Origin of the sequence: Pseudofulvibacter geojedonensis (assembly GCF_042675745.1) — a bacterium.
In the GTDB taxonomy this organism is placed as follows: Bacteria; Bacteroidota; Bacteroidia; order Flavobacteriales; family Flavobacteriaceae; genus Pseudofulvibacter; species Pseudofulvibacter geojedonensis.
The window spans coordinates 450,452-470,387 of record NZ_JBHTJM010000008.1; the positions used below are offsets into that span (position 1 = coordinate 450,452).

At 31.0% G+C, this 19,936-nt stretch carries 20 protein-coding genes; 8 read left to right on the forward strand and 12 right to left on the reverse strand.

Annotated features, from left to right (window positions below):
* Positions 1-74: 74 nt before the first annotated feature.
* From aroC to ACFQ1O_RS09320, 5 genes are read left to right on the forward strand one after another with little or no spacing between them, the layout of a single operon-like run.
* Positions 75-1,139: a chorismate synthase gene (gene aroC / locus ACFQ1O_RS09300; protein WP_377715674.1), complete on the forward strand. Its 1,065-nt coding sequence runs from the start codon at positions 75-77 to the stop codon at positions 1,137-1,139.
* A gap of 17 nt (positions 1,140-1,156) precedes the next feature.
* Positions 1,157-2,473 (forward strand): dicarboxylate/amino acid:cation symporter, encoded by a 1,317-nt coding sequence (locus tag ACFQ1O_RS09305; RefSeq protein WP_377715676.1) that lies wholly within the window; start codon positions 1,157-1,159, stop codon positions 2,471-2,473.
* 31 nt (positions 2,474-2,504) lie between these two features.
* The gene (gshB, locus tag ACFQ1O_RS09310) at positions 2,505-3,533 is read left to right on the forward strand and encodes a glutathione synthase (protein ID WP_377715678.1); all 1,029 of its coding nucleotides are present in this window, start codon (positions 2,505-2,507) and stop codon (positions 3,531-3,533) included.
* Positions 3,526-4,347, forward strand: a complete 822-nt coding sequence (locus ACFQ1O_RS09315) for an N-formylglutamate amidohydrolase (RefSeq protein ID WP_377715680.1) — start codon at positions 3,526-3,528, stop codon at positions 4,345-4,347. The genes gshB and ACFQ1O_RS09315 overlap by 8 nt, the downstream gene beginning before the upstream one ends.
* A gap of 2 nt (positions 4,348-4,349) precedes the next feature.
* On the forward strand, positions 4,350-5,501 hold the full coding sequence (locus ACFQ1O_RS09320) for a flavohemoglobin expression-modulating QEGLA motif protein (RefSeq protein ID WP_377715682.1): 1,152 nt from the start codon (positions 4,350-4,352) through the stop codon (positions 5,499-5,501).
* A 175-nt stretch (positions 5,502-5,676) separates the two neighbouring features.
* On the opposite strand, the gene ACFQ1O_RS09325 is transcribed toward ACFQ1O_RS09320, so the two are convergent.
* A complete protein-coding gene (locus ACFQ1O_RS09325; protein WP_377715684.1) occupies positions 5,677-6,216 on the reverse strand; it encodes a hypothetical protein in 540 nt (179 codons plus the stop codon).
* Positions 6,217-6,354: 138 nt separating this feature from the next.
* Positions 6,355-7,422, reverse strand: coding sequence for a 3-dehydroquinate synthase (gene aroB / locus ACFQ1O_RS09330; protein WP_377715685.1), 1,068 nt, complete (start codon positions 7,420-7,422; stop codon positions 6,355-6,357).
* A 110-nt stretch (positions 7,423-7,532) separates the two neighbouring features.
* Between aroB and ACFQ1O_RS09335 the strand changes: the two genes are divergently transcribed.
* Positions 7,533-8,699, forward strand: a complete 1,167-nt coding sequence (locus tag ACFQ1O_RS09335; RefSeq protein WP_377715687.1) for a proline dehydrogenase family protein — start codon at positions 7,533-7,535, stop codon at positions 8,697-8,699.
* 107 nt (positions 8,700-8,806) lie between these two features.
* On the opposite strand, the gene ACFQ1O_RS09340 is transcribed toward ACFQ1O_RS09335, so the two are convergent.
* The 3 genes from ACFQ1O_RS09340 to ACFQ1O_RS09350 form a co-directional block, all read right to left on the reverse strand.
* Positions 8,807-9,217: an acyl-CoA thioesterase gene (locus tag ACFQ1O_RS09340; protein WP_377715688.1), complete on the reverse strand. Its 411-nt coding sequence runs from the start codon at positions 9,215-9,217 to the stop codon at positions 8,807-8,809.
* Positions 9,218-9,323: 106 nt separating this feature from the next.
* The gene (locus tag ACFQ1O_RS09345) at positions 9,324-10,187 is read right to left on the reverse strand and encodes a T9SS type A sorting domain-containing protein (RefSeq protein ID WP_377715689.1); all 864 of its coding nucleotides are present in this window, start codon (positions 10,185-10,187) and stop codon (positions 9,324-9,326) included.
* 260 nt (positions 10,188-10,447) lie between these two features.
* The gene (locus tag ACFQ1O_RS09350) at positions 10,448-11,182 is read right to left on the reverse strand and encodes a YebC/PmpR family DNA-binding transcriptional regulator (RefSeq protein ID WP_377715690.1); all 735 of its coding nucleotides are present in this window, start codon (positions 11,180-11,182) and stop codon (positions 10,448-10,450) included.
* A 235-nt stretch (positions 11,183-11,417) separates the two neighbouring features.
* Here ACFQ1O_RS09350 and ACFQ1O_RS09355 point away from each other — a divergent pair, with 235 nt between their 5' ends.
* Positions 11,418-11,936 carry a DinB family protein gene (locus ACFQ1O_RS09355; protein ID WP_377715691.1) on the forward strand — a complete coding sequence of 173 codons (519 nt, stop codon included), beginning with the start codon at positions 11,418-11,420 and terminating at the stop codon, positions 11,934-11,936.
* A gap of 212 nt (positions 11,937-12,148) precedes the next feature.
* Here ACFQ1O_RS09355 and gcvT read toward each other — a convergent pair whose 3' ends face one another.
* Positions 12,149-13,231, reverse strand: coding sequence for a glycine cleavage system aminomethyltransferase GcvT (gene gcvT, locus ACFQ1O_RS09360; protein WP_377715692.1), 1,083 nt, complete (start codon positions 13,229-13,231; stop codon positions 12,149-12,151).
* 186 nt (positions 13,232-13,417) lie between these two features.
* Between gcvT and ACFQ1O_RS09365 the strand changes: the two genes are divergently transcribed.
* Positions 13,418-14,965 (forward strand): histidine kinase dimerization/phosphoacceptor domain -containing protein, encoded by a 1,548-nt coding sequence (locus ACFQ1O_RS09365; protein WP_377715694.1) that lies wholly within the window; start codon positions 13,418-13,420, stop codon positions 14,963-14,965.
* A gap of 20 nt (positions 14,966-14,985) precedes the next feature.
* Here the strand turns inward: ACFQ1O_RS09365 and ACFQ1O_RS09370 are convergent, their stop codons facing one another.
* The 6 genes from ACFQ1O_RS09370 to thrC all read right to left on the reverse strand — a co-directional run bounded on the left by ACFQ1O_RS09370 (position 14,986) and on the right by thrC (position 19,912).
* On the reverse strand, positions 14,986-16,554 hold the full coding sequence (locus ACFQ1O_RS09370; RefSeq protein ID WP_377715696.1) for a protein adenylyltransferase SelO: 1,569 nt from the start codon (positions 16,552-16,554) through the stop codon (positions 14,986-14,988).
* Positions 16,551-17,096, reverse strand: coding sequence for a peptide-methionine (S)-S-oxide reductase MsrA (gene msrA, locus ACFQ1O_RS09375; protein WP_377715698.1), 546 nt, complete (start codon positions 17,094-17,096; stop codon positions 16,551-16,553). Before msrA ends, ACFQ1O_RS09370 begins: the two co-directional genes overlap by 4 nt.
* Entirely contained in the window at positions 17,089-17,538 is a 450-nt protein-coding gene (gene msrB, locus ACFQ1O_RS09380) for a peptide-methionine (R)-S-oxide reductase MsrB (RefSeq protein ID WP_377715700.1), read from the reverse strand. The genes msrA and msrB overlap by 8 nt, the downstream gene beginning before the upstream one ends.
* A complete protein-coding gene (locus ACFQ1O_RS09385; protein ID WP_377715703.1) occupies positions 17,535-17,966 on the reverse strand; it encodes a DUF3995 domain-containing protein in 432 nt (143 codons plus the stop codon). The genes msrB and ACFQ1O_RS09385 overlap by 4 nt, the downstream gene beginning before the upstream one ends.
* Positions 17,967-17,975: 9 nt before the next feature.
* Complete coding sequence (locus ACFQ1O_RS09390) at positions 17,976-18,491, reverse strand: SRPBCC family protein (RefSeq protein WP_377715706.1); 516 nt, start codon at positions 18,489-18,491, stop codon at positions 17,976-17,978.
* A gap of 110 nt (positions 18,492-18,601) precedes the next feature.
* Positions 18,602-19,912 (reverse strand): threonine synthase, encoded by a 1,311-nt coding sequence (thrC, locus tag ACFQ1O_RS09395; protein WP_377715709.1) that lies wholly within the window; start codon positions 19,910-19,912, stop codon positions 18,602-18,604.
* Positions 19,913-19,936: the final 24 nt, after the last annotated feature.

Consider the following 19,936-nt stretch of genomic DNA (forward strand, 5'->3'; position numbering starts at 1 on the left):
TAACAGATGTCCAATTTTATTTTAAGGATGAACTATATTTTGCTTAGATTTGTTGCTATATTTTAAAAAATACTATGTCTGGTAATACTTTTGGTAAGTTATTTAAACTTACAAGTTTTGGTGAGTCTCATGGAAAAGCTCTTGGTGGAGTTATAGATGGCTGTTCGGCGGGAATAGAATTAGACCTGAATGCTATTCAATATGAAATGGATAGAAGAAAACCTGGGCAATCTGCAATTGTAACTCAACGAAAAGAGCCAGATACTGTAGAGTTTTATTCTGGTATTTTTGAAGGGAAAACCACTGGAGCGCCTATAGGATTTGTTATTCATAATACCAATCAGAAATCACATGATTATTCGCATATAAAAGATAGTTACAGACCTTCTCATGCCGATTATGTTTTTGATAAAAAATATGGTTTTAGAGACTATAGAGGAGGCGGAAGAACATCTGCTAGAGAAACCGCTAGTAGAGTAGTAGCAGGAGCTGTAGCTAAACAATTACTTAAAGGTATTGAAATCAATGCTTTTGTATCTTCTGTAGGAGATATATTTATAGATAAACCTTATCAAGATCTAGATTTTTCTAAAATAGAATCGAATCCGGTTCGTTGTCCAGATGAAGCTTCAGCTGCTAAAATGGAAGAGCGAATCAGAGAAATTAGAAAAGAAGGAGATACAATAGGAGGGACAGTTACTTGTGTTATTAAAAATGTTCCTGTAGGCTTAGGAGAACCGGTATTTGATAAATTACATGCAGATTTAGGTAAAGCTATGCTTTCTATTAATGCTGTCAAAGGTTTTGAGTACGGTAGTGGGTTTTGTGGTGCAAAAATGAAAGGAAGTGAACATAATGATTTGTTTAACCCTGATGGTACAACAAAAACGAATCTTTCAGGAGGAATACAAGGTGGAATAAGTAACGGAATGGATATTTATTTTAGGGTAGCTTTTAAGCCAGTAGCTACTATTATGAAAGAACAAGAAACTATAGATAAAGAAGGTAATATTGTAAAGATGATGGGTAAAGGTCGTCATGATCCTTGTGTGGTGCCTAGAGCAGTTCCTATTGTTGAGGCTATGGCTGCATTAGTATTAGCAGATAATTATTTACTATCTAGAACAAACAGAATATAAATACAACTAACCCAACTATGAAAAAATTAGCTTTACACTGGAAAATCCTGATAGGAATGATGTTAGGAATCGTTTTTGGATTTATAATGAATTCTGTAGAGGGAGGGAAAAATATAGTTATAGATTGGATTAAACCCTTCGGGACTATTTTTATCAATCTTCTAAAACTAATAGCTGTACCGCTAATTTTAGCTTCATTAATTAAAGGAGTATCAGATTTAAAAGATATTTCTAAAATTAAAACGATGGGCTTGCGAACTATTTCTATTTATATAGTTACTACTTTAGTAGCAATTGTAATTGGTTTGGGTATTGTAAATACTGTTAAACCAGGAGAGGGAATGGCCAAGGAAACTATAGAAAAAATTAAGGAGAATTATTCTAGTTCTGCAGATGCTATGGTAGGAAAAGCCAAAGTGCAAGCAGAAGCTGGACCATTACAAGCTTTGGTAGATATCTTCCCGAAGAATATTTTTGTAGCAATGGGAGAAGCAAAAATGTTGCAAATAATTTTCTTTGCTTTATTCGTAGGTATATGTTTGTTGTTGATACCTGAGAAAAAGGCCAAACCAATGATAGACTTCTTTGATTCCTTAAATGAGGTTGTTATGAAAATGGTAGACCTAATTATGCTTTTTGCTCCCTATGCGGTATTTGCTTTATTGGCAAACGTAATCGTTGCTTTTGATGATACTGAGATTTTGGTAAAACTATTATGGTATGCTATGTGTGTTGTTATAGGGTTGGTTTTAATGATTGGGTTCTATTTGTTGTTAGTTAGTATTTATGCTAAAAAATCTCCTTTATGGTTTTTACAAAAATTAAGCCCAGCACAGTTATTAGCTTTTTCAACTAGTTCTAGTGCTGCTACTCTCCCTGTTACAATGGAAAGAGTAGAAGAGCATTTAGGAGTAGATAAAGAAGTTTCAGGTTTTGTTTTACCAGTGGGTGCAACTATAAATATGGACGGTACGAGTTTATATCAAGGTGTAGCAGCAGTTTTTATCATGCAAGTTATATGGCCAGAAGGATTAACTTTTACCAATCAATTAGTTATTGTTTTTACAGCTTTATTAGCTTCTATAGGTTCTGCAGCGGTGCCAAGTGCGGGTATGGTAATGTTAGTTATTGTATTAGAATCTATTGGTTTCCCAGCAGAATTATTGCCAATAGGCTTAGCATTGATATTTGCTGTAGATAGACCTTTAGATATGTGTAGAACTACTGTAAACGTAACGGGTGATGCTACAGTTTCTATGTTGGTAGCAAAATCTTTAGGCAAATTAGGGAATCCTAAAGTGAAAAATTGGGATGATCATTATAAAGAAGATTAATTTATTTTATTAAACTAACAATATTATTACTATGAAAATTTGTTTTTTAATGTATCCTTGGGAGAATGTAGATCCGAATAAGGATAGTACACTAACCCTTATACATGAGTGTGTTAAAAGGGGGCATACAGTTGCAGTAGCTACACCAGCTAATTTAACAATTCGTAATAGTATTGCTTATGGTTTTTGCAAGCTTATAGCTAAAGAAGAAAAAATATCTCGTTCAATAAAAACATTTTATAAAAATGCTATTTTAAAAGAAAAAATGCTGCCTCTGGCTGGTTTCGATGTTATTTTTATGCGTGCCAATCCACCATTAGATCCAATAGCACTAAACTTTTTAGATTCTGTTAAAGAAGATGTTTTTGTGGTAAATAGTGTAGATGGTTTAAGAGAGGCAAATAATAAATTGTACACAGCTGTTTTTGACGACCCTAATAATGAAATTATACCAGTAACTCATGTTTCAAAAAATAAGGAGTACTTAAAAAAAACAATTAAAGAGTCAGAAAGTGAAAGGATGATTATGAAGCCGTTAAATGGTTTTGGAGGCTCTGGTGTTATTATGCTAGAGAAGAGTGCACGATCAAATATTAATTCACTTTTAGATTTTTATATAGACAGTAAAGATGGGAGTTCTAATTATGTAATTCTTCAAGAATATATAGAGGGGGCAGATCAAGGAGATGTTAGAATTTTATTGTTAAACGGAGAACCCATAGGAGCTATGAGAAGAATTCCTGGTTCAGACGATCATCGTTCTAATGTTACAGCAGGCGGAACTGTTGTTAAGCATAAATTGACCAAGCAAGAAAAAGAATTATGTAAGCGCATTGGTCCAAAACTATTAAAAGACGGGTTGTTTTTTGTGGGTATAGACGTTATAAACGGAAAATTGGTTGAAGTAAATGTAATGAGCCCTGGCGGAATAACTTATATAAACAAAGTTGCTAAGGTTAAACTTCAAGAAAAAGTTATTGATGCCTTAGAGTCTGAAATTAATCAGAGAAATAAGCAATTAGAACGTAGAGCTCGTTTAAAAAGTTCGATGAATGATTAGGCTTTCTCTAGAAGAAATACTTTTGAAGATTGAAAACCGAGAGTGTTTTGTTGCTGTTGTAGATGACTATTCTTTTACATTAAAAATAGATAAATACGAGCCTTATGTTTGCGGGGCTGTTCATGATGGACATCAGTTTAGAAAAGCATTGTGGAATAATTGTAAACATTCTGAATACGATCGTTGGTATGAGGAAGACCCTTGTACTAAAGAAATGGTTGATGAACACCCTATAGTTATTGCTGGTTGCGATTCCAGGTTTGAATATGATTTAAATAGGAGTCCAGAATCGGCTGTTTATACAGATGCCTGGGGAAAGAAACTTTGGAAAAATCCTCTATCAGAAAAGGAAAAGAAAATAAGTCTATTAAAACATTCTAATTTCTACAAAGTAGTTTACAAGTTAATAAGTGTTTTAGAGCAAATTCACGGTAAGTGTGTTGTGTATGATATTCATTCTTATAATTGGAAGCGCTGGGAAAGGAAAGTACCTACTTGGAACTTAGGAACTGCTAATATAGATCAAGATAGGTTTGTTGAAGAGATTGAAAACTGGCGACAAAGCTTATCTGAAATAAACCTACCCAATGAAATTATTTCTGATGCTAAAATTAATGATACATTTCAAGGTAATGGGTATTTTTTAAAGTATATCACTCAAAACTTTAAAAACACTTTGGTTTTAGCTACAGAAATTAAAAAGATATATTGTGATGAATTGAGTCAAGTAATTTATCCAGAAGTGGTAGCTGCTATTAAAAAAGAATTGAAAGTAAGAATTGAAAAACATTCTACAGATTTTATGAAAAAATAGTTATGAGTATTGAAGAAGATTATGCAGATGTATTTGAAATAGATGCAAATATTAATAGATTGGTTCGTAAAATAGAGTTACTTAATTATGTTAACCCTACTAATATATCTAAAGCTAAAAAGGATTTCTTTAAGTCAAAATTTACACTAAACCCAAAATTTAAATACACCAAGTTAGATTTTAATCCTTACAAGTTACAGCGATTGTTTTTTTCGCAACGTTTAGAGCGAATTCAAGATGATTTTATTAGAAATTTGTACGAAGATATTATTTATGACTATTCTGGTTTAATACAATGTATAGAAACAATAGGAGAGAAAGACGAATTTTATTATAATTCTCTTCGTTCTTTTGGAACTCCAACAGAAAAAGATGTTAAAAATGCTCAGTTTATTCTTCATTTTAAAGACGATGAATTACATGAGGATATGTTACCAAAATATTCTTCAGACGAGGCATTAAACTTTTTTGAAGCCTATAAGAAGCAGTTTGGTTTTGATTTTAAGATTGTTAAGTCTAATAAATTATCTGCTGCCGCAATGGTATTAAATAATACTAAAACATTAGTGCTTAATAAAGGTTATGTGTATAGTCAAAATGAAATAGATACTTTATGTACTCATGAAATAGGAGTACACATGTTAACTACTTTTAATGGTTTAATTCATCCATTAAAAATATTCTCCCATGGTTTGCCTAGAAATGTAGAAACGCAAGAAGGGTTGGCTGTATTGAGCGAATACACTTCAGGTTGTTTAAGCTTAAAAAGATTAAAAGAGCTTGCTTATAGAGTAATTGCTGTCGATTCTTTAGCTAAAGGCTATGACTTTTCTTCAACATTCGATTTATTGTATAGTCAATACAAATTAAATAAAGATGATGCTTTTACAATTAGTTTAAGAGTACATAGAGGAGGAGGGTTTACCAAAGATTATTTGTATTTAACTGGCCTAAAAAAGCTGTATAAATTTTATAAAAACAATAAAGATTTATCACCTTTACTTACTGGTAAAGTATCTCAAAAATATTTTAACGATATACTTAAATTACAAGAAATAGGTTTGGCTAGGCAAGTGATTTATACAAATCCCGATTTTGATAAGAATAATAATGAAAATTCAAAAATTGACTTTATTCTAGATAATTTAAGATAATACTAAAGTTAGAATGTTGTTTGAAGATTTCACGGGTAGCAGTTAAGTGAATTGTATGATTAGAGAAAACAAAGCTTTTAAATTATAATTGCCAAAGACTAATTTTTCGTGAAACTAATAGTAAAAAAAAATGCTCGATTTAAAATCGAGCATTTTTATATAAGTTTTATACTTTTTAGAAGTGTAAAGCAAATCCAATGTTGAACTGTAAGTTTCCTTCAGCGTCAGCTTTATCGTTCATTGTAGCATTGTAACGTAAACCTGGCTCAATAGATACGTTGTTACCAACGAACCAAGCGTAACCAGCTCCAAGACCTAAATACATTGGGTTCTCATCAGCATCCTCGATAGAAGCACCGTTTAAATCAGCAGAAACAGGAATCATTCCCATGATGTAATACTTAGCTCCAACTTTATAAGAAAATCTAGATAAAGCTCCTTCTACAGAACTTCCTCCGTATCCTAAACCAGCTTTAACAGCTAAGTTGTCCATTACAAAGTATCCACCTTCTAAACCAAAGTTGTAAACAGACTCACCATCTCTAGATGTAAATCTGATACCTGTATCAGCAGAGTGTCCACTTCCAAATCCAGTATTAGCTTCAATTAACCAAGAACCTTGATCAGTTTGACCTCCAGTTGATTTGTCGTCTTCTTGAGCATTAGAAAAAGAAAAAGCACAAATTGCTAATGCAGATAATAATAATTTTTTCATTTTAAGTATATTTATAGTTAATCAGGTGCAAATTTATACTTATTCTCTATTCTGAAAAACTTTTTTTGCTAAAAAAAACTTAAATTTAATTAAAGTATTGGTTTTTAGTTAGTTATGTTAAAGCGTGTTTTTATAAAACTAAGATTTGTAATACGTAAAAGCATCGTAAATAATGTTGTTGGGTACCTCTATATCGATAATAGTTTCTCCAATGTCTTTTAACAAAACAAAATTGATATTTCCATGAGAGTTTTTTTTATCAAACTTCATAAGCTCTAATATGGGTGGTATATCTTTATCTTCAATGGTAATTTTAGGAAATATATTTAAAATAGACTCTTTAATTTCTAAACACTTATTAATGTCAAAATTGGTTATTTTAGTAGATATATAAGAAGCTAATATTATACCTATTGCAATAGCTTCCCCATGAAGTAATTCTTTTTTGCTTTTTTGTTCTAAAAAATATGATTCAATTGCATGCCCTAATGTATGACCAAAATTTAATGTTTTACGAATACCTTCTTCTGTAGGGTCTTGCGTAACTACATTGTTTTTAATAACAACAGAATCGTAAATCAAAGAATCTAAATCTTCTGTAGATAGTTGAGATAAGTTACTAGCTTTTTTCCAGTAGTTCTGATCTTGTATTAAGCCGTGTTTAAGAATTTCTGCTAAACCAGAGCGCATTTGGTTTTGAGGTAAAGTGTTTAAATATGCCGTGTCTATTAAAACCATTTCTGGAGTACTAATAACACCAATTTGGTTTTTTAAACTTCCTAAATCAACTCCCGTTTTACCACCAACAGAAGCGTCTACCATAGCCAATAAACTAGTTGGTATGTTAATGTATTTAACACCTCTTTTGTAGGTACAAGCTATAAAGCCTCCTAAATCGGTAACTACACCACCACCTAAATTAATAATTAAACATTTTCTGTCTATGTTTAAATCAGACAAGGCATTCCATACTCCGGTACAAGTTTCTATATTTTTATATTCTTCTCCTGCATCTATTTGTACAACTTCAATATTAATATCTGTTACTAAATGTTGAATAAAATAAGGATAACAATATTCAAAAGTATTGGTATCTGTAATAATTATTATTGATGAATAATTAGATACCGCAATATGTTTGTTTAGAACTGGGTAACATTCCTTATTAAAGTGTACAACAGAATCTTGAGAAAGTATAGATTTCATATATTTTATTTAAAAGAACAAATTAAAACAGATTTTATGAATTTACCTTTTGTTTTGAGCTATTTAATTTAAAAAAATGGCCTAGTTTTGCTAGTATAAATATTTAACTGATGACAAAGTTATTCGATAACACTAAAAATGCTTTCGCATTAAAAAAGGATTCTGAACTTGAAAGAGCTTATTTTTTATTTAAAATGATAGCAAATGAGCCTCTTGTAAGAATTGGTACGGCGGTAACTAATTTTGCTATAAAAGCGCATTTACCTGTAGAAGGTTTGATTAGAGCAACAGTATTTGATCATTTTTGTGGCGGTGTTACTGAAGAAGATTGTTTACCTGTAATAGATAAAATGTTTACAAAACGAGTTTGTAGTGTTTTAGATTATTCAGTTGAAGGTAAAGAAGAGGAGGCTCAGTTCGATGCGGCTATGCAAAAGACTATTAAGTTATTAGATTTTGTAAAAGAAAAGGAGGCTATACCATTTGCAGTATTTAAACCAACAGGATTTGGAAGGTTTTATTTGTATGAAAAAATAGGTAAGGGAGAAGAGCTAACCCAAGAAGAACAAGAAGAATGGAATAGGGTAGTTAATCGTTTTGATGTAGTATGTTCTTTAGCAAAAGAGAAAGACGTAAAACTATTAATAGATGGTGAAGAAAGCTGGATGCAAGACGCGGCAGATGATTTAGTAGCTAAAATGATGAGAAAGTACAATACCGAAAAGGCTATTGTATATAATACATTACAAATGTATCGATGGGATCGATTAGAGTATTTAGAAAAGTTGCATATTGAAGCTGCTGCTAAAGGGTTTTACATAGGAATGAAACTAGTTAGGGGAGCGTATATGGAAAAAGAAAATGAAAGAGCTTCAACATTAAATTACCCAACACCTATATGCGAAAGCAAAGCAGCCACAGATAGAAATTTTGATGCTGGTATTAAGTATATGATTGAGCATATAGATAGGTTGTCTTTATTTGCAGGAACACACAATGAAGATAGCTCTTATTTAGTAATGCAATTAATGCAAGAATATAATATTTCTCCGAGCGATGATAGAGTATGGTTCGGTCAGTTATATGGCATGAGCGATCATATTAGTTTTAATTTATCAGAAGCAGGGTATAATGTAGCGAAGTATTTACCTTTTGGTCCGGTAAAAGATGTTATGCCATACTTAATAAGAAGAGCAGAAGAAAATACTTCTGTAGCTGGACAAACTACTAGAGAACTAAATTTATTAAAAGAAGAAAAGAAAAGAAGGAAAGTTTAACGGATTCATTTTTGTAAAAGTTCAATTTTAATTCTCACTCAAAAAAAGAATTTATAAACCCAGTCATCAAGTAATTAAACTATATGGCTGGGTTTTTTATTATGTAATTAAACTTCTACAGCTTCTAAAAATTCAGCCACTTCTGGTAATGTTTCAGGTTTAACAGGTCTGCCATTAACCAAACATACCCCTTTTACCTCTGCCGATAGTGCTATTTTATTATCAGAAAGGCGAATAATATTTTGTTTAAATACAACTCTAAGATTACCTTCTTTAAAAGCAGCAACTTCTACTTTAAATTTGTCTCTACTTGTTAATGAACTTTTAAAGTTCATTTCGATACTTTTTACAACTAATAAAATATTTCTTGCAGCAAAATCAGCAAAATCTACTCCATGGTGAAATAAAAATTCATGTCTTGCATGCTCTAAATAATTTTGATAAACAGAATTGTTTACAATGCCTTGAGCATCTAATTCATAATCTCTTACAGTTAGTTCTATTGAATAATTTTTCATTTGAATAATGTTTATGCGCTAATATAATAATCCAAAACATATCTATAAATAAAAAAGGAGGCTCAAATAGTTAGCCTCCTTTTTTACTATACAGTAGATTGTAATATTACTGAATGATTAATCTTCTTACTTCTTTAGAACCTTCTGATTCTATTGATACCAAATACAACCCTGAAGATACATTTGATGTATTTATAGATTCTCCTTGGTAATTATCTATAGATAAAATCTTTTTTCCGTTTACACTGTACACTGACACTGATGCTGCAGTCTTTAATCCCTCTACCACAAAAGATCCTTTTGTTGGATTAGGTGATAAAACTGCCTCATTTAAGTTTAATGAAACATCGCTTGTACTTAATGCTGCAAAAGAAAAAGGAGTAGTATTTACTATTCCTAATATATCTTGTGTACTTCCTGAAGTAGCCGTTGGGTAATTGATATTTAAAAAGTTCTCATTTGGTTCAGAGCTAATTAAAGCATCACTATTATCTATTATAGATATACTTCCGGTTGTTGGTGCTCCAGATCCGGTTGTTACCTGAAATACAGCCATGATAATTGGTGTACCACTTTCTGCATCAAAAAATACATTGGTTGCCCCAGGTGTTCTTAATAACTGGTATACAAAATTTCCGCTAGATGCAGATGGACCTGCCAAATAAGTAGCATCCCACTCGGTTGCAGGTATGGCATAATCGCACACATTACTTGCAGGTGGAGTAAACACACAATTATTAACAAAACCAGTGTTTCCTGGTAATAAATATGCTCCTCCTGCTATCGATACAACTGCCCCCATATCTGATGAGTTTCCGTTGGTTTCTGTAAAATCTGGCGTGGCTACTAATGCCATTTCTAAGTTCCCATTGGCATTTGTACCAATGTGACTTAAACTGTAATTCATGTTTTGGGCATTTAAACTAAGAGTTAAAGCCAAAAGGAAAAATAAAAAGTAGTTTTTTTTCATGTTTTGATTTAATAATATTATTAGGTTTTTAATTCTCAAATAATTGTTTGAAGCATTAATATGATTAAACTTCTAATAATTATTTGAGGGCGCAAATATAATACCTTTATACTTTTAAATATCTAAAAAAAGAGTTTTTAAGATTTTATAATAAAATGTAATTAACTTAAAGAACTCAAGATAGTTATATGTATAACCAACAAAAGCGTCCTTAAACTTATAGATTTAAGGACGCTTTTGTTTTAAAATGTTTTGTTTTATTATGCCATAGTATGATATACATTTTGTACATCGTCATCTTCTTCAATCTTTTCTAGTAATTTGTCAACATCAGCTTGTTGTTCTTCAGATAATTCTTTTGTTACTTGTGGAATTCTTTCAAAACCAGAAGAGATAATTTCCATATCCCTAGACTCTAATTCTTTTTGTATACTACCAAAGCTATTAAAAGGAGCATAGAATAAAATAGATTTGGTTGGTTCAGCGTCATTTTCGTCTGGTTCTTCAGCAAATATTTCTTCTACTCCAAAGTCAATAAATTCTAATTCTAATTCTTCTAAATCGTAACCAGTATCTTTAATTTTAAAGTTGCACTGGTGATCGAACATAAACTCTACAGAACCTTGTGTTCCTAAACTACCGTTACATTTATTAAAATAACTTCTCACATTAGCTACAGTTCTATTATTATTGTCTGTGGCAGTTTCTACTAAAATAGCTATACCATGAGGAGCATATCCCTCAAATAGAACTTCTTTAAAATCACCCGTGTCCTTGTCTGAAGCTTTTTTAATAGCACGCTCTATATTGTCTTTAGGCATATTTACAGACTTTGCATTCTGTATAACGGCTCTTAAACGTGAGTTAGTATCTGGATCAGGACCGCCTTCTTTTACCGCCATAACAATATCTTTACCTATACGAGTAAAGGCCTTAGACATTGCAGACCAACGCTTCATTTTTCTTGCTTTCCTAAATTCAAATGCTCTTCCCATTTCTATAAAAATTTTAAGTTTTACAAATTTAATAAATTGTATATAAGAACAAAGTGTTGCTTTGTATTTACCATATTATTCTTTTAAAATTAATCAATTGATATCGTCAATCTCCATAATTAATGTTTATGATTAAAAAGTGTAATGAAATTAATGTGAGTAACTATTAATACAATGTATTAATTTTAGCACTGAATTTTATTTATAATTTTGATATTATCACAAATAAAAAAATATGAAAGTAAAAGATTTAAAAGAAACTGAATACAATGTTTACTATGATAGGTATATTTCTAAAGTACCTGCGGATATAGATTTAAGAGAAGGGTTTGAGTTAGATAAAAAAAAGGTAATCAACTTTTTTTCTTCTATTCCAACAGATAGGCTGTTATATAGATATAAAGATAATAAGTGGAGTATTAAGGAGGTTTTTCAGCATTTAATAGATACAGAGCGAATATTTATGTATAGATGTTTTAGAATTGCTAGAAAAGATAAAACAGCTTTAGCAGGGTTTAATCAGGATGATTATATAGCTCCTTCAAAGGCAGATTATAAAACTATAAATGAATTATTGTCTGAATTTACAATTACTAGAGATTATTCTATCAATTTGCTTAATAGTTTATCAGATGAAGATTTAAAGTGTATCGGTGAATCTAATGGATCTGAAATTTCTGCAAGAGCAGCAGCTATTACTTTGCTAGGTCATAGTTTATGGCATATAGAAGTTATTGAAGAACGTTATTTATGAATCTTGAATTTATAAAGTAAAGAACTATTTTAAAAATTTTTTCTAATTGTTCATAAGGCTAGAGAAGCTTGGGTAGATGCATGTTATTAAACGCAAGTAAACCAAACTTTAAGGGTTGTTTAAACAGTTTTTATAGCAATTTAATCTAAAGTAGGTAAACGCTTACATGAAAACAGCTACTTTTTAAGTAGCTGTTTTTATGTAGTGAAAAATTATTTTTTGTAGAAAGGTAATTTAACAACTGTAGCAGGTATTTGTTTTTTTCTAACCTGAATGTAAATCTTACTTCCCGGTGCTTTTAAGTTATTAGGAACATAGCCTAAACCAATTCCTTTACCTAAAGAAGGAGATTGTGTTCCAGAAGTAACTTCTCCAATTTTATTTCCTTCTTCATTAACAATATCATATCCCTGACGAGGAATACCTCTTTCGTCTAATTCAAAAGCTACTAAGCGATTTTCAGGACCACGTTCTTTTTCTTCCTTTAGAGCTTCTGCATTCACAAAATCTTTGGTGAATTTAGTTATCCATCCTAATCCAGCTTCAATAGGAGAAGTAGTATCATTTATATCATTTCCATATAAGCAATACCCCATTTCTAAGCGTAAAGTATCTCTTGCAGCAAGTCCAATAGGTTTAATTCCAAAATCTGCTCCAGCTTTAAGTACATTCTCCCAAATAGTTTCTGCATCTTCATTTTTAAAATAAATTTCAAAACCTCCAGAACCAGTATATCCTGTAGCAGAAATAATAACATCGTTTATTCCAGCAAATGCTCCAATTTGGAAAGTATAGTACTTCATATTAATCAAGTCTATATCTGTTAAACTTTGCATAGCTTCTGCAGCTTTAGGGCCTTGAATAGCTAATAAAGAATATTCATCAGAATTATTTTCCATAGTAACACCTAAATCATTGTGTTTAGAAATCCAATTCCAATCTTTATCTATATTAGAGGCATTAACAACTAACATGTATTCTTCTTCAGCTATGCGATAGATAATTAAATCATCAACAATACCTCCTTCATAATTAGGTAAACAAGAGTATTGAGCTTGCCCGATCACTAGTTTAGAAGCGTCATTAGAACAAATTTTCTGAATTAAAGCTAAGGCATTTTCACCTTTTAAGTGAAACTCTCCCATGTGCGAAACATCAAACACACCAACACCTTGGCGTACGGTTTCGTGTTCTATAGTTACTCCTTCATATTGTACAGGCATATTGTAACCTGCAAAGGGAACCATTTTGGCTCCTAAGTTTTCGTGTATATGCGATAAAGCTGTATTTTTCATTTTACCTATATTGGAATATTTTTAAAGAGATGCTAAAGTATTTAAAAAGGAACTATTGAACAACATAAACCTTAATAATATAATGAAGCGTTATGGTGTTTTTTTATGATTTTATATAATTTACCTGTAATTCAATAGATAAAGAAAAGGTTTTTTCTTACTTTTAAAATCCACTTTAATTTGTATATGAAGATCAATAAGGTTTTATGGTTGTTTTTTGTGGTGGTTCAATTTGTGAGTTATGCACAGGAATTGGATCCCGACAAGAATTTATTCAATAAAGAAGAAATAGAATGGATAAAAGAGCATCCGGTAATACATTTTGGGTACGAACCTAACTGGCCACCTTTTGAAATTTACGAAAACGGGGAGTATTTAGGTATTTCAGGAGATTATATTGAAATGATTGAAATACATACCGATATAGATATGGTGCCTATACCCAATATAACTTGGCAAGAATCTATTACTGGGTTGAAAAAAGGAGAAATTAAAGTAGCTGCTATAGTAGGAATAACAGAGGATAGAGAAACATATTTAGATTTTACAAAACCTCACGTTCAAGATCCAATGGTAATAGTTACTAGATCTAATTACAAATTTGTTAGCGGCGTAGATGATTTAGAAAATAGTTTGGTGGTCTTGCCAGATGGATATAATACAGTTGAGAAAATTACTAAAGACTATCCTTCACTAGAAGTAGTAACAACTAAAAACGTAAAAGAATGCTTGTATCAGGTTAGTACTGGACAAGCAGATGCTTTTATAGGAAGTCTATCTGTATCTTCTTATTATATGAATAATAATGGTTTCACCAATTTAAAAATTGCAGCTCCTACTCGTTATAAATATTCAGAATTTGGTTTAGCAGTAACTAAAGATTGGAGAATTTTTAGAGATATAACCCAAAAAGTATTCGACCATCTTAGCAAAGAAGAACATATTGAAATTAGAAATAAATGGGTTACTGTACCTATTGAAAAAGGAGTAAGTAGAAGTACATTAAGAAAATATGTACTATATGCATTAATAGTGTTAGCATTAATTATCACGGTGTTTTTATTATGGAATAAGACTTTAATGAATGAAATTAAGGCTAGAAAAAAAATTGAATTAGATTTAAAAAATAAAAATGAAGAAAAAGAAATTCTATTAAAAGAAGTACACCATAGAGTTAAAAATAATTTACAAATAGTACATAGCATGCTTAATATGCAAGCTAGAAGAATTGATAACGATTTAACTTTAAAAGTTTTGTCAGAAAGTAAGTCAAGAGTAATGGCTATGGCTATAGTGCATAAAATATTATATGAGTCTGAAGATATTAGTACTATTAACGTTGAAAAATATGTTCAATCTTTATCAGACAGCATTAAGAAAATATTCACTTCTTTAGATAAGGATATAAATATCAGTATCGAAATACAAAATGTATTTTTAAATATAGAAAAAGCGATTCCTATTGGTTTAATACTAAATGAGTTATTATCTAATAGTTTCGAACATGCTTTTAAAAATAGGGATAAAGGAAATATACTTATTAGAATAGAAGAAAAGGATTCTGAGTATAATTTTTATTATTCAGATGATGGAGAAGGGGTGACTAATTATAACATGAAAACGTATAAATCTTTAGGAATGCATTTGATATACAGGTTAGCTAATCAATTGCAAACTGAAGCAGAAATTCACGTAACAAGAGGGTTTAATTTAAGTTTTTCTTTTAAGGTATAGATAATGTTAATAAGTGCTTTTTAAGAGCTACAAGACAACATAGAACACCCAACTTTATGCCTAGCCCATTCTGGTCTTTTTACAAACCACTTTTCTTTATTTGGCTGTTCATCATAAGGTTTTTTTAATAGTTGGTATAACTCATCTATTAAGCTGTAATCTCCTTTATTGGCATCATCTATAGCTAATTGAGCCATGTAATTTCTCAAAACATATTTAGGATTTATTAAGTCCATTTTTCTTTTTCGCTCTTGATGAGTTATTTTTTCAGAGAGCAAACGCTGATCGTATGTATTAAACCAATCTAGCCAAATTGATTTGATATTTTCTTTTACTTCGTTTGGTTTATAAAAAGCTTCGGTTAAGCATTTAGGTAATGTTTTTATTTCCGTTTCAATACTAGTAAACTCACTAAGCTTTCTAAAGAAAATAGTCATATCAGTTTCAGTAAAATGAAGATTTTCTTCTAGTTGCTTAATCAATAGAGTATCTCTAGCATCTTTCTCGAACAAACCAATTTTAGACTTCATCATTTCTAAATGCTTCGCATCAAAATCTATTTTATACTGGTTCAGTATATCTTCAAATGGTTTAGCTTCTTCAACTAACGGGTATAAAGCATTGGCTAATTGTAGTAAATTCCATAAACCTATATTGGGTTGATTGCCAAATCGGTAACGTTTCTGCTGCCTGTCTGTAGTATTTGGAGTCCAATCAAAATCGTAACCTTCTAGCCAACCATAAGGTCCGTAATCTATGGTCTGACCTAGAATTGACATATTATCGGTATTCATAACACCATGCACAAAACCAACTCGTTGCCAATGAATAATCATCTCTAAAGTTTTTTCACTTACTAGTCTAAAAAACTCAATGTATTTGTCTTTTCCGCTTGATGTTATTTCTGGATAATGATGTTTTATAGAGTAATCTGCTAAAGCTTGTAAAGTGTTATAATCTTTTCTAGCTGATAATATTTCAAAACTTCCAAAGCGAATAAAACTCTCTGAAACTCTACAAACAATTGCACCTTTTTCATAAGCAGGATTGCCATCATACAGCATATCTCTCATTACCTGATCTCCGGTTAACGACAAACTTAATGCACGAGTAGTAGGCACTCCTAAATGGAACATAGCTTCGCTACATAAATACTCACGGATAGAAGATCTTAAAACAGCTAAGCCATCAGCCGTTCTAGAGTAAGGAGTTTCACCGGCTCCTTTTAGTTGTAAAGTCCAATTTTTATCGACTATTCGTATCTGTGTTAAATTAATAGCTCTACCATCACCTAACTGTCCAGCCCAATTACCAAATTGATGTCCGCCATAACACATAGCATACGGGTGTGTGTCTTTTAGAACCTTGTTGCCTGTAACAACATCTAAAAACTCTTTGGTTTGACTCGTTTCTTTAGAAATACTTAAAGTATTTAGTAATTCATCAGAAACATGAAGCAATTCGGGATTGCTAGTTTTTTTAGGAGTTACGTAAGAAAAACAAGCATTGTGAACTTGCCTTCTAGTATTGTTTAAATTAGAATCAGAAGGGAGTTCCTTAGTAAAAGTATTATGTAGGTTTAGTTTCAAACGAAATCATTTTTTAATTTATCAGCATAAAACTCACGGAGTTTTGCCAGTTTAGGATTAATTACAAAGGTACAATAACCGTACTCTTTATTATTATTGTAAAAGTCTTGATGTTCTTTTTCTGCTTCGTAAAACTTAATGTATTCTACTAACTCTGTAATAATAGGGTTAGGGTAGTAGGGAGTTAATTTTGTAAAAACCGTTTCTACTATTTGTTTTTGCTCTTCAGAATGATAAAAAATAATAGATCGGTACTCGGTTCCTACATCGGCTCCTTGTCTGTTTAAGGTTGTGGGATCATGAGTAGTCATAAATATAATGATGATTTCTTGGTAGCTAATAATTTCTGGATTGAATTCTAACTGAATAACCTCGGCATGCCCCGTTAAGCCAGAACATACCTCACGATAAGTAGGGTGACCAGGAACGGTACCACCACTATAACCAGACGTTACCTTTAAGATTCCTTTTACTCGTTGAAAAACAGCTTCAGTACACCAAAAACATCCACCACCAAATGTTGCTAATTGGGTATTATTCATTAGTATCTAATTGTAAAGATGCTGAATTAATACAATAACGCAATCCACTCGGTTCTGGACCGTCAGGGAATACATGACCTAGATGAGCATCGCAAGTATTGCATAAAGTTTCTACTCTAATCATACCGTACGATTCGTCTTTTATATATTGAATAGCATTTTCTTTTATAGGTTGAGTAAAACTAGGCCAACCCGTGCCAGATTCAAATTTAATGGTTGAATTGAATAATGGTGTATTACAACAAATACAATTATATTTACCTAGTTCGTGGCTAGTACAATAGTCACCAGTTCCCGGGGCTTCTGTACCATGTTGTCGAGTAATTCTAAACGACTCTGGTGATAAAATTTCTTTCCATTCATTATCACTCTTTTCAACTCGCTTATCAGGAGCTAAATTTCCATTAACACAATAATCAATAATATTTTTCCAGGTAATCATAAATAATCAATTATAATAACACTTAAAAAACCTAAAACACTAATAAATGAGCATAAAGGGATATATATTTTAGTATCAGCCTTAGCAAAAACTGTGTCTGTTACTTTTTTAAATAAACCAACATATTTAAAATCTCCAATTACTCTAATAAAAAAGAGTATAGGAATGATATAGCTACTAATATTAATAATCGATTTGCTAATAGGTGTTGATATAAAATTTGCTTTTATTAAATAAATACTTCCAAAAAACAATAGTACTAAACCAACGAATATGGTTATTAATTTTCCTGGTAATTTTCCTTTTTCATTTTTGTTTCTAGTAGGTATAGCTTGTTCTAAACCATATTTACCACCAAAAGCCCAATAAAAATGCATAAATGCTAAAAAAGAAAATGTAGCCATTAGTATCGAGTGTATAATATTCATTTCTTTAATTTAAGAGTTAATATATTCATGACAGTCTAATTGTCCGTTTAAATAACCTAAGTCGGTTTCATGTAATAAAATTCCATGTTCCAAATAAGCCTTTAAATTGGCTATCCAAAATGTCCAACCATTGCTACAACCGCAATACAGTTTAAATTTATTAGTATCGTCTGTAGGAATATTAGATTGTGTTAATTCTAATAAGGTATGGTCTTCCTTTTGAGTTAATTGTATATTTACTTGAGCATCTCCAGCAAAAGAAAAAACTAATTTATCCTTTCCATTAGCTTCTAGAATTGTGCCTTTTTCTTCACCATCCCAATTATGCCATTTCCAGCTATAAGAATCTCCCTTTTCTGTATTTTCATTTTGTTTTCTAGGCTTTCCATTAGTATCAGTAAAAACAGCTTCACGTAAAAACCAAGTACATATAATTTCTGAACTAGCCCAAGCATTATAAACTGTTTGTATATTTTTTTTTAGATGGATTTTCTTTGTAAAAGAACTCCAGTTAATAGTATCCATAATCGATTAGTTTTAGCTTGTCATAAAGATACAAAGTATACCTGTATAAAACATAAAAACCGAATAGATAATTATAATAACTATTCGGTTTTATATACGTAGTTATAAACTTATAGATGAATACATTTTTCTTTACGTTGAAGAAAGTTTTTTAATTCTAGGTAACTACTAATTTCTTTTGATAAAGATTTTTTATTTAAAATGCCAGATATGCTTTTTGGCAACGGTATTTTTTCGCCTATAATTGGCTCTACAACATCTAAGAACTTAATAGGATGAGCAGTTTCTAAACTAATACCAATTGTATTTGTTTGTTCTTCTTGATATTTGCCTAAGCCCAATAAACCAACTGCTCCATGAGGATCTGCGATGTAATTATATTTGTCTTTAAGGATTTTAATAGCTTGCTTGGTTTCATTATCAGAAAAACTATAAGCAGATAAGTTTTCTTTTAATAGATTAAAATCATTTTTAAAAAGCGCTTCAATACGAATAAAATTGCTTGGGTCTCCAACATCCATAGCGTTAGATATGGTTTGTTTAGATGGTTTTGGGCTATAATTTCCAGTTGCCAAATAGTCTGTTGCTACTTTATTTGCATTATTGCTAGCTATAAAGTGTTTAATTGGTAATCCTAATTGCTTGGCTACTAGTCCTGCACAGATATTTCCGAAATTTCCAGAAGGTACAGAAACAACAATATCTTTATTCTTTTCTTTTAATTGCTTATAAGCAAAGAAATAATACCACATTTGTGGTAACCAGCGAGCAATATTGATGGAATTAGCTGAAGTTAAAGATATGCCTTGTAATTCTTTATCAATAAAGGCTGATTTAACCATTTCTTGACAATCGTCAAAACTACCATTTACTGCTAAAGCGGTAATATTTTCTCCTAAAGTTGTTAGTTGAAGCTCTTGTATATGACTAACTTTTCCTTTTGGATATAAAATAACAATATCGATATTTTCTGCTTTGTAAAAACCATTAGCAACAGCACTTCCTGTATCGCCAGAAGTGGCTACTAGAACAGTTGTTTTGTATTCTTTTTTAGCAGAAAAATAGGCTAGGCATCTTGACATAAATCGAGCACCAACATCTTTAAAAGCGAGAGTAGGTCCATGGAATAATTCTAAAACATATCGCTTGTCATTTAGTTTTACTAACGGAAAATGAAACGATAAAACGTCTTTAATAATTTCTTTTAGAGCTATTTCAGGAATAGATTTACCAATAAATTGTTTAATGCTATGATAAGCAATTTCTTCATTTGTAAAGTATTCTATTTTTCTAAAGAAATCATCACTTAAGGCATTTATACTTTCAGGAAAGTATAAACCTTTATCGGGAGCAAGCCCTTTGATTACTGCTTCATCAAAAGAAGCTTTGTTACTTTTATTTTTAAGGCTATAATAATTCATTTTGCTTATTTTTTGTTTTCTCGA

Coding starts and splice junctions, on each gene's coding strand:
- msrA (WP_377715698.1), bottom strand. CDS start 17,096: ATGAATAATACCCAATTAGCAACATTTGGTGGTGGATGTTTTTGGTGT.
- gcvT (WP_377715692.1), bottom strand. CDS start 13,231: ATGAAAAATACAGCTTTATCGCATATACACGAAAACTTAGGAGCCAAA.
- ACFQ1O_RS09355 (WP_377715691.1), top strand. CDS start 11,418: ATGAAAGTAAAAGATTTAAAAGAAACTGAATACAATGTTTACTATGAT.
- ACFQ1O_RS09340 (WP_377715688.1), bottom strand. CDS start 9,217: ATGAAAAATTATTCAATAGAACTAACTGTAAGAGATTATGAATTAGAT.
- ACFQ1O_RS09320 (WP_377715682.1), top strand. CDS start 4,350: ATGAGTATTGAAGAAGATTATGCAGATGTATTTGAAATAGATGCAAAT.
- ACFQ1O_RS09365 (WP_377715694.1), top strand. CDS start 13,418: ATGAAGATCAATAAGGTTTTATGGTTGTTTTTTGTGGTGGTTCAATTT.
- ACFQ1O_RS09390 (WP_377715706.1), bottom strand. CDS start 18,491: ATGGATACTATTAACTGGAGTTCTTTTACAAAGAAAATCCATCTAAAA.
- ACFQ1O_RS09325 (WP_377715684.1), bottom strand. CDS start 6,216: ATGAAAAAATTATTATTATCTGCATTAGCAATTTGTGCTTTTTCTTTT.
- ACFQ1O_RS09350 (WP_377715690.1), bottom strand. CDS start 11,182: ATGGGAAGAGCATTTGAATTTAGGAAAGCAAGAAAAATGAAGCGTTGG.
- aroB (WP_377715685.1), bottom strand. CDS start 7,422: ATGAAATCTATACTTTCTCAAGATTCTGTTGTACACTTTAATAAGGAA.
- ACFQ1O_RS09385 (WP_377715703.1), bottom strand. CDS start 17,966: ATGAATATTATACACTCGATACTAATGGCTACATTTTCTTTTTTAGCA.
- thrC (WP_377715709.1), bottom strand. CDS start 19,912: ATGAATTATTATAGCCTTAAAAATAAAAGTAACAAAGCTTCTTTTGAT.
- ACFQ1O_RS09345 (WP_377715689.1), bottom strand. CDS start 10,187: ATGAAAAAAAACTACTTTTTATTTTTCCTTTTGGCTTTAACTCTTAGT.
- ACFQ1O_RS09335 (WP_377715687.1), top strand. CDS start 7,533: ATGACAAAGTTATTCGATAACACTAAAAATGCTTTCGCATTAAAAAAG.
- ACFQ1O_RS09305 (WP_377715676.1), top strand. CDS start 1,157: ATGAAAAAATTAGCTTTACACTGGAAAATCCTGATAGGAATGATGTTA.
- aroC (WP_377715674.1), top strand. CDS start 75: ATGTCTGGTAATACTTTTGGTAAGTTATTTAAACTTACAAGTTTTGGT.
- msrB (WP_377715700.1), bottom strand. CDS start 17,538: ATGATTACCTGGAAAAATATTATTGATTATTGTGTTAATGGAAATTTA.
- gshB (WP_377715678.1), top strand. CDS start 2,505: ATGAAAATTTGTTTTTTAATGTATCCTTGGGAGAATGTAGATCCGAAT.
- ACFQ1O_RS09315 (WP_377715680.1), top strand. CDS start 3,526: ATGATTAGGCTTTCTCTAGAAGAAATACTTTTGAAGATTGAAAACCGA.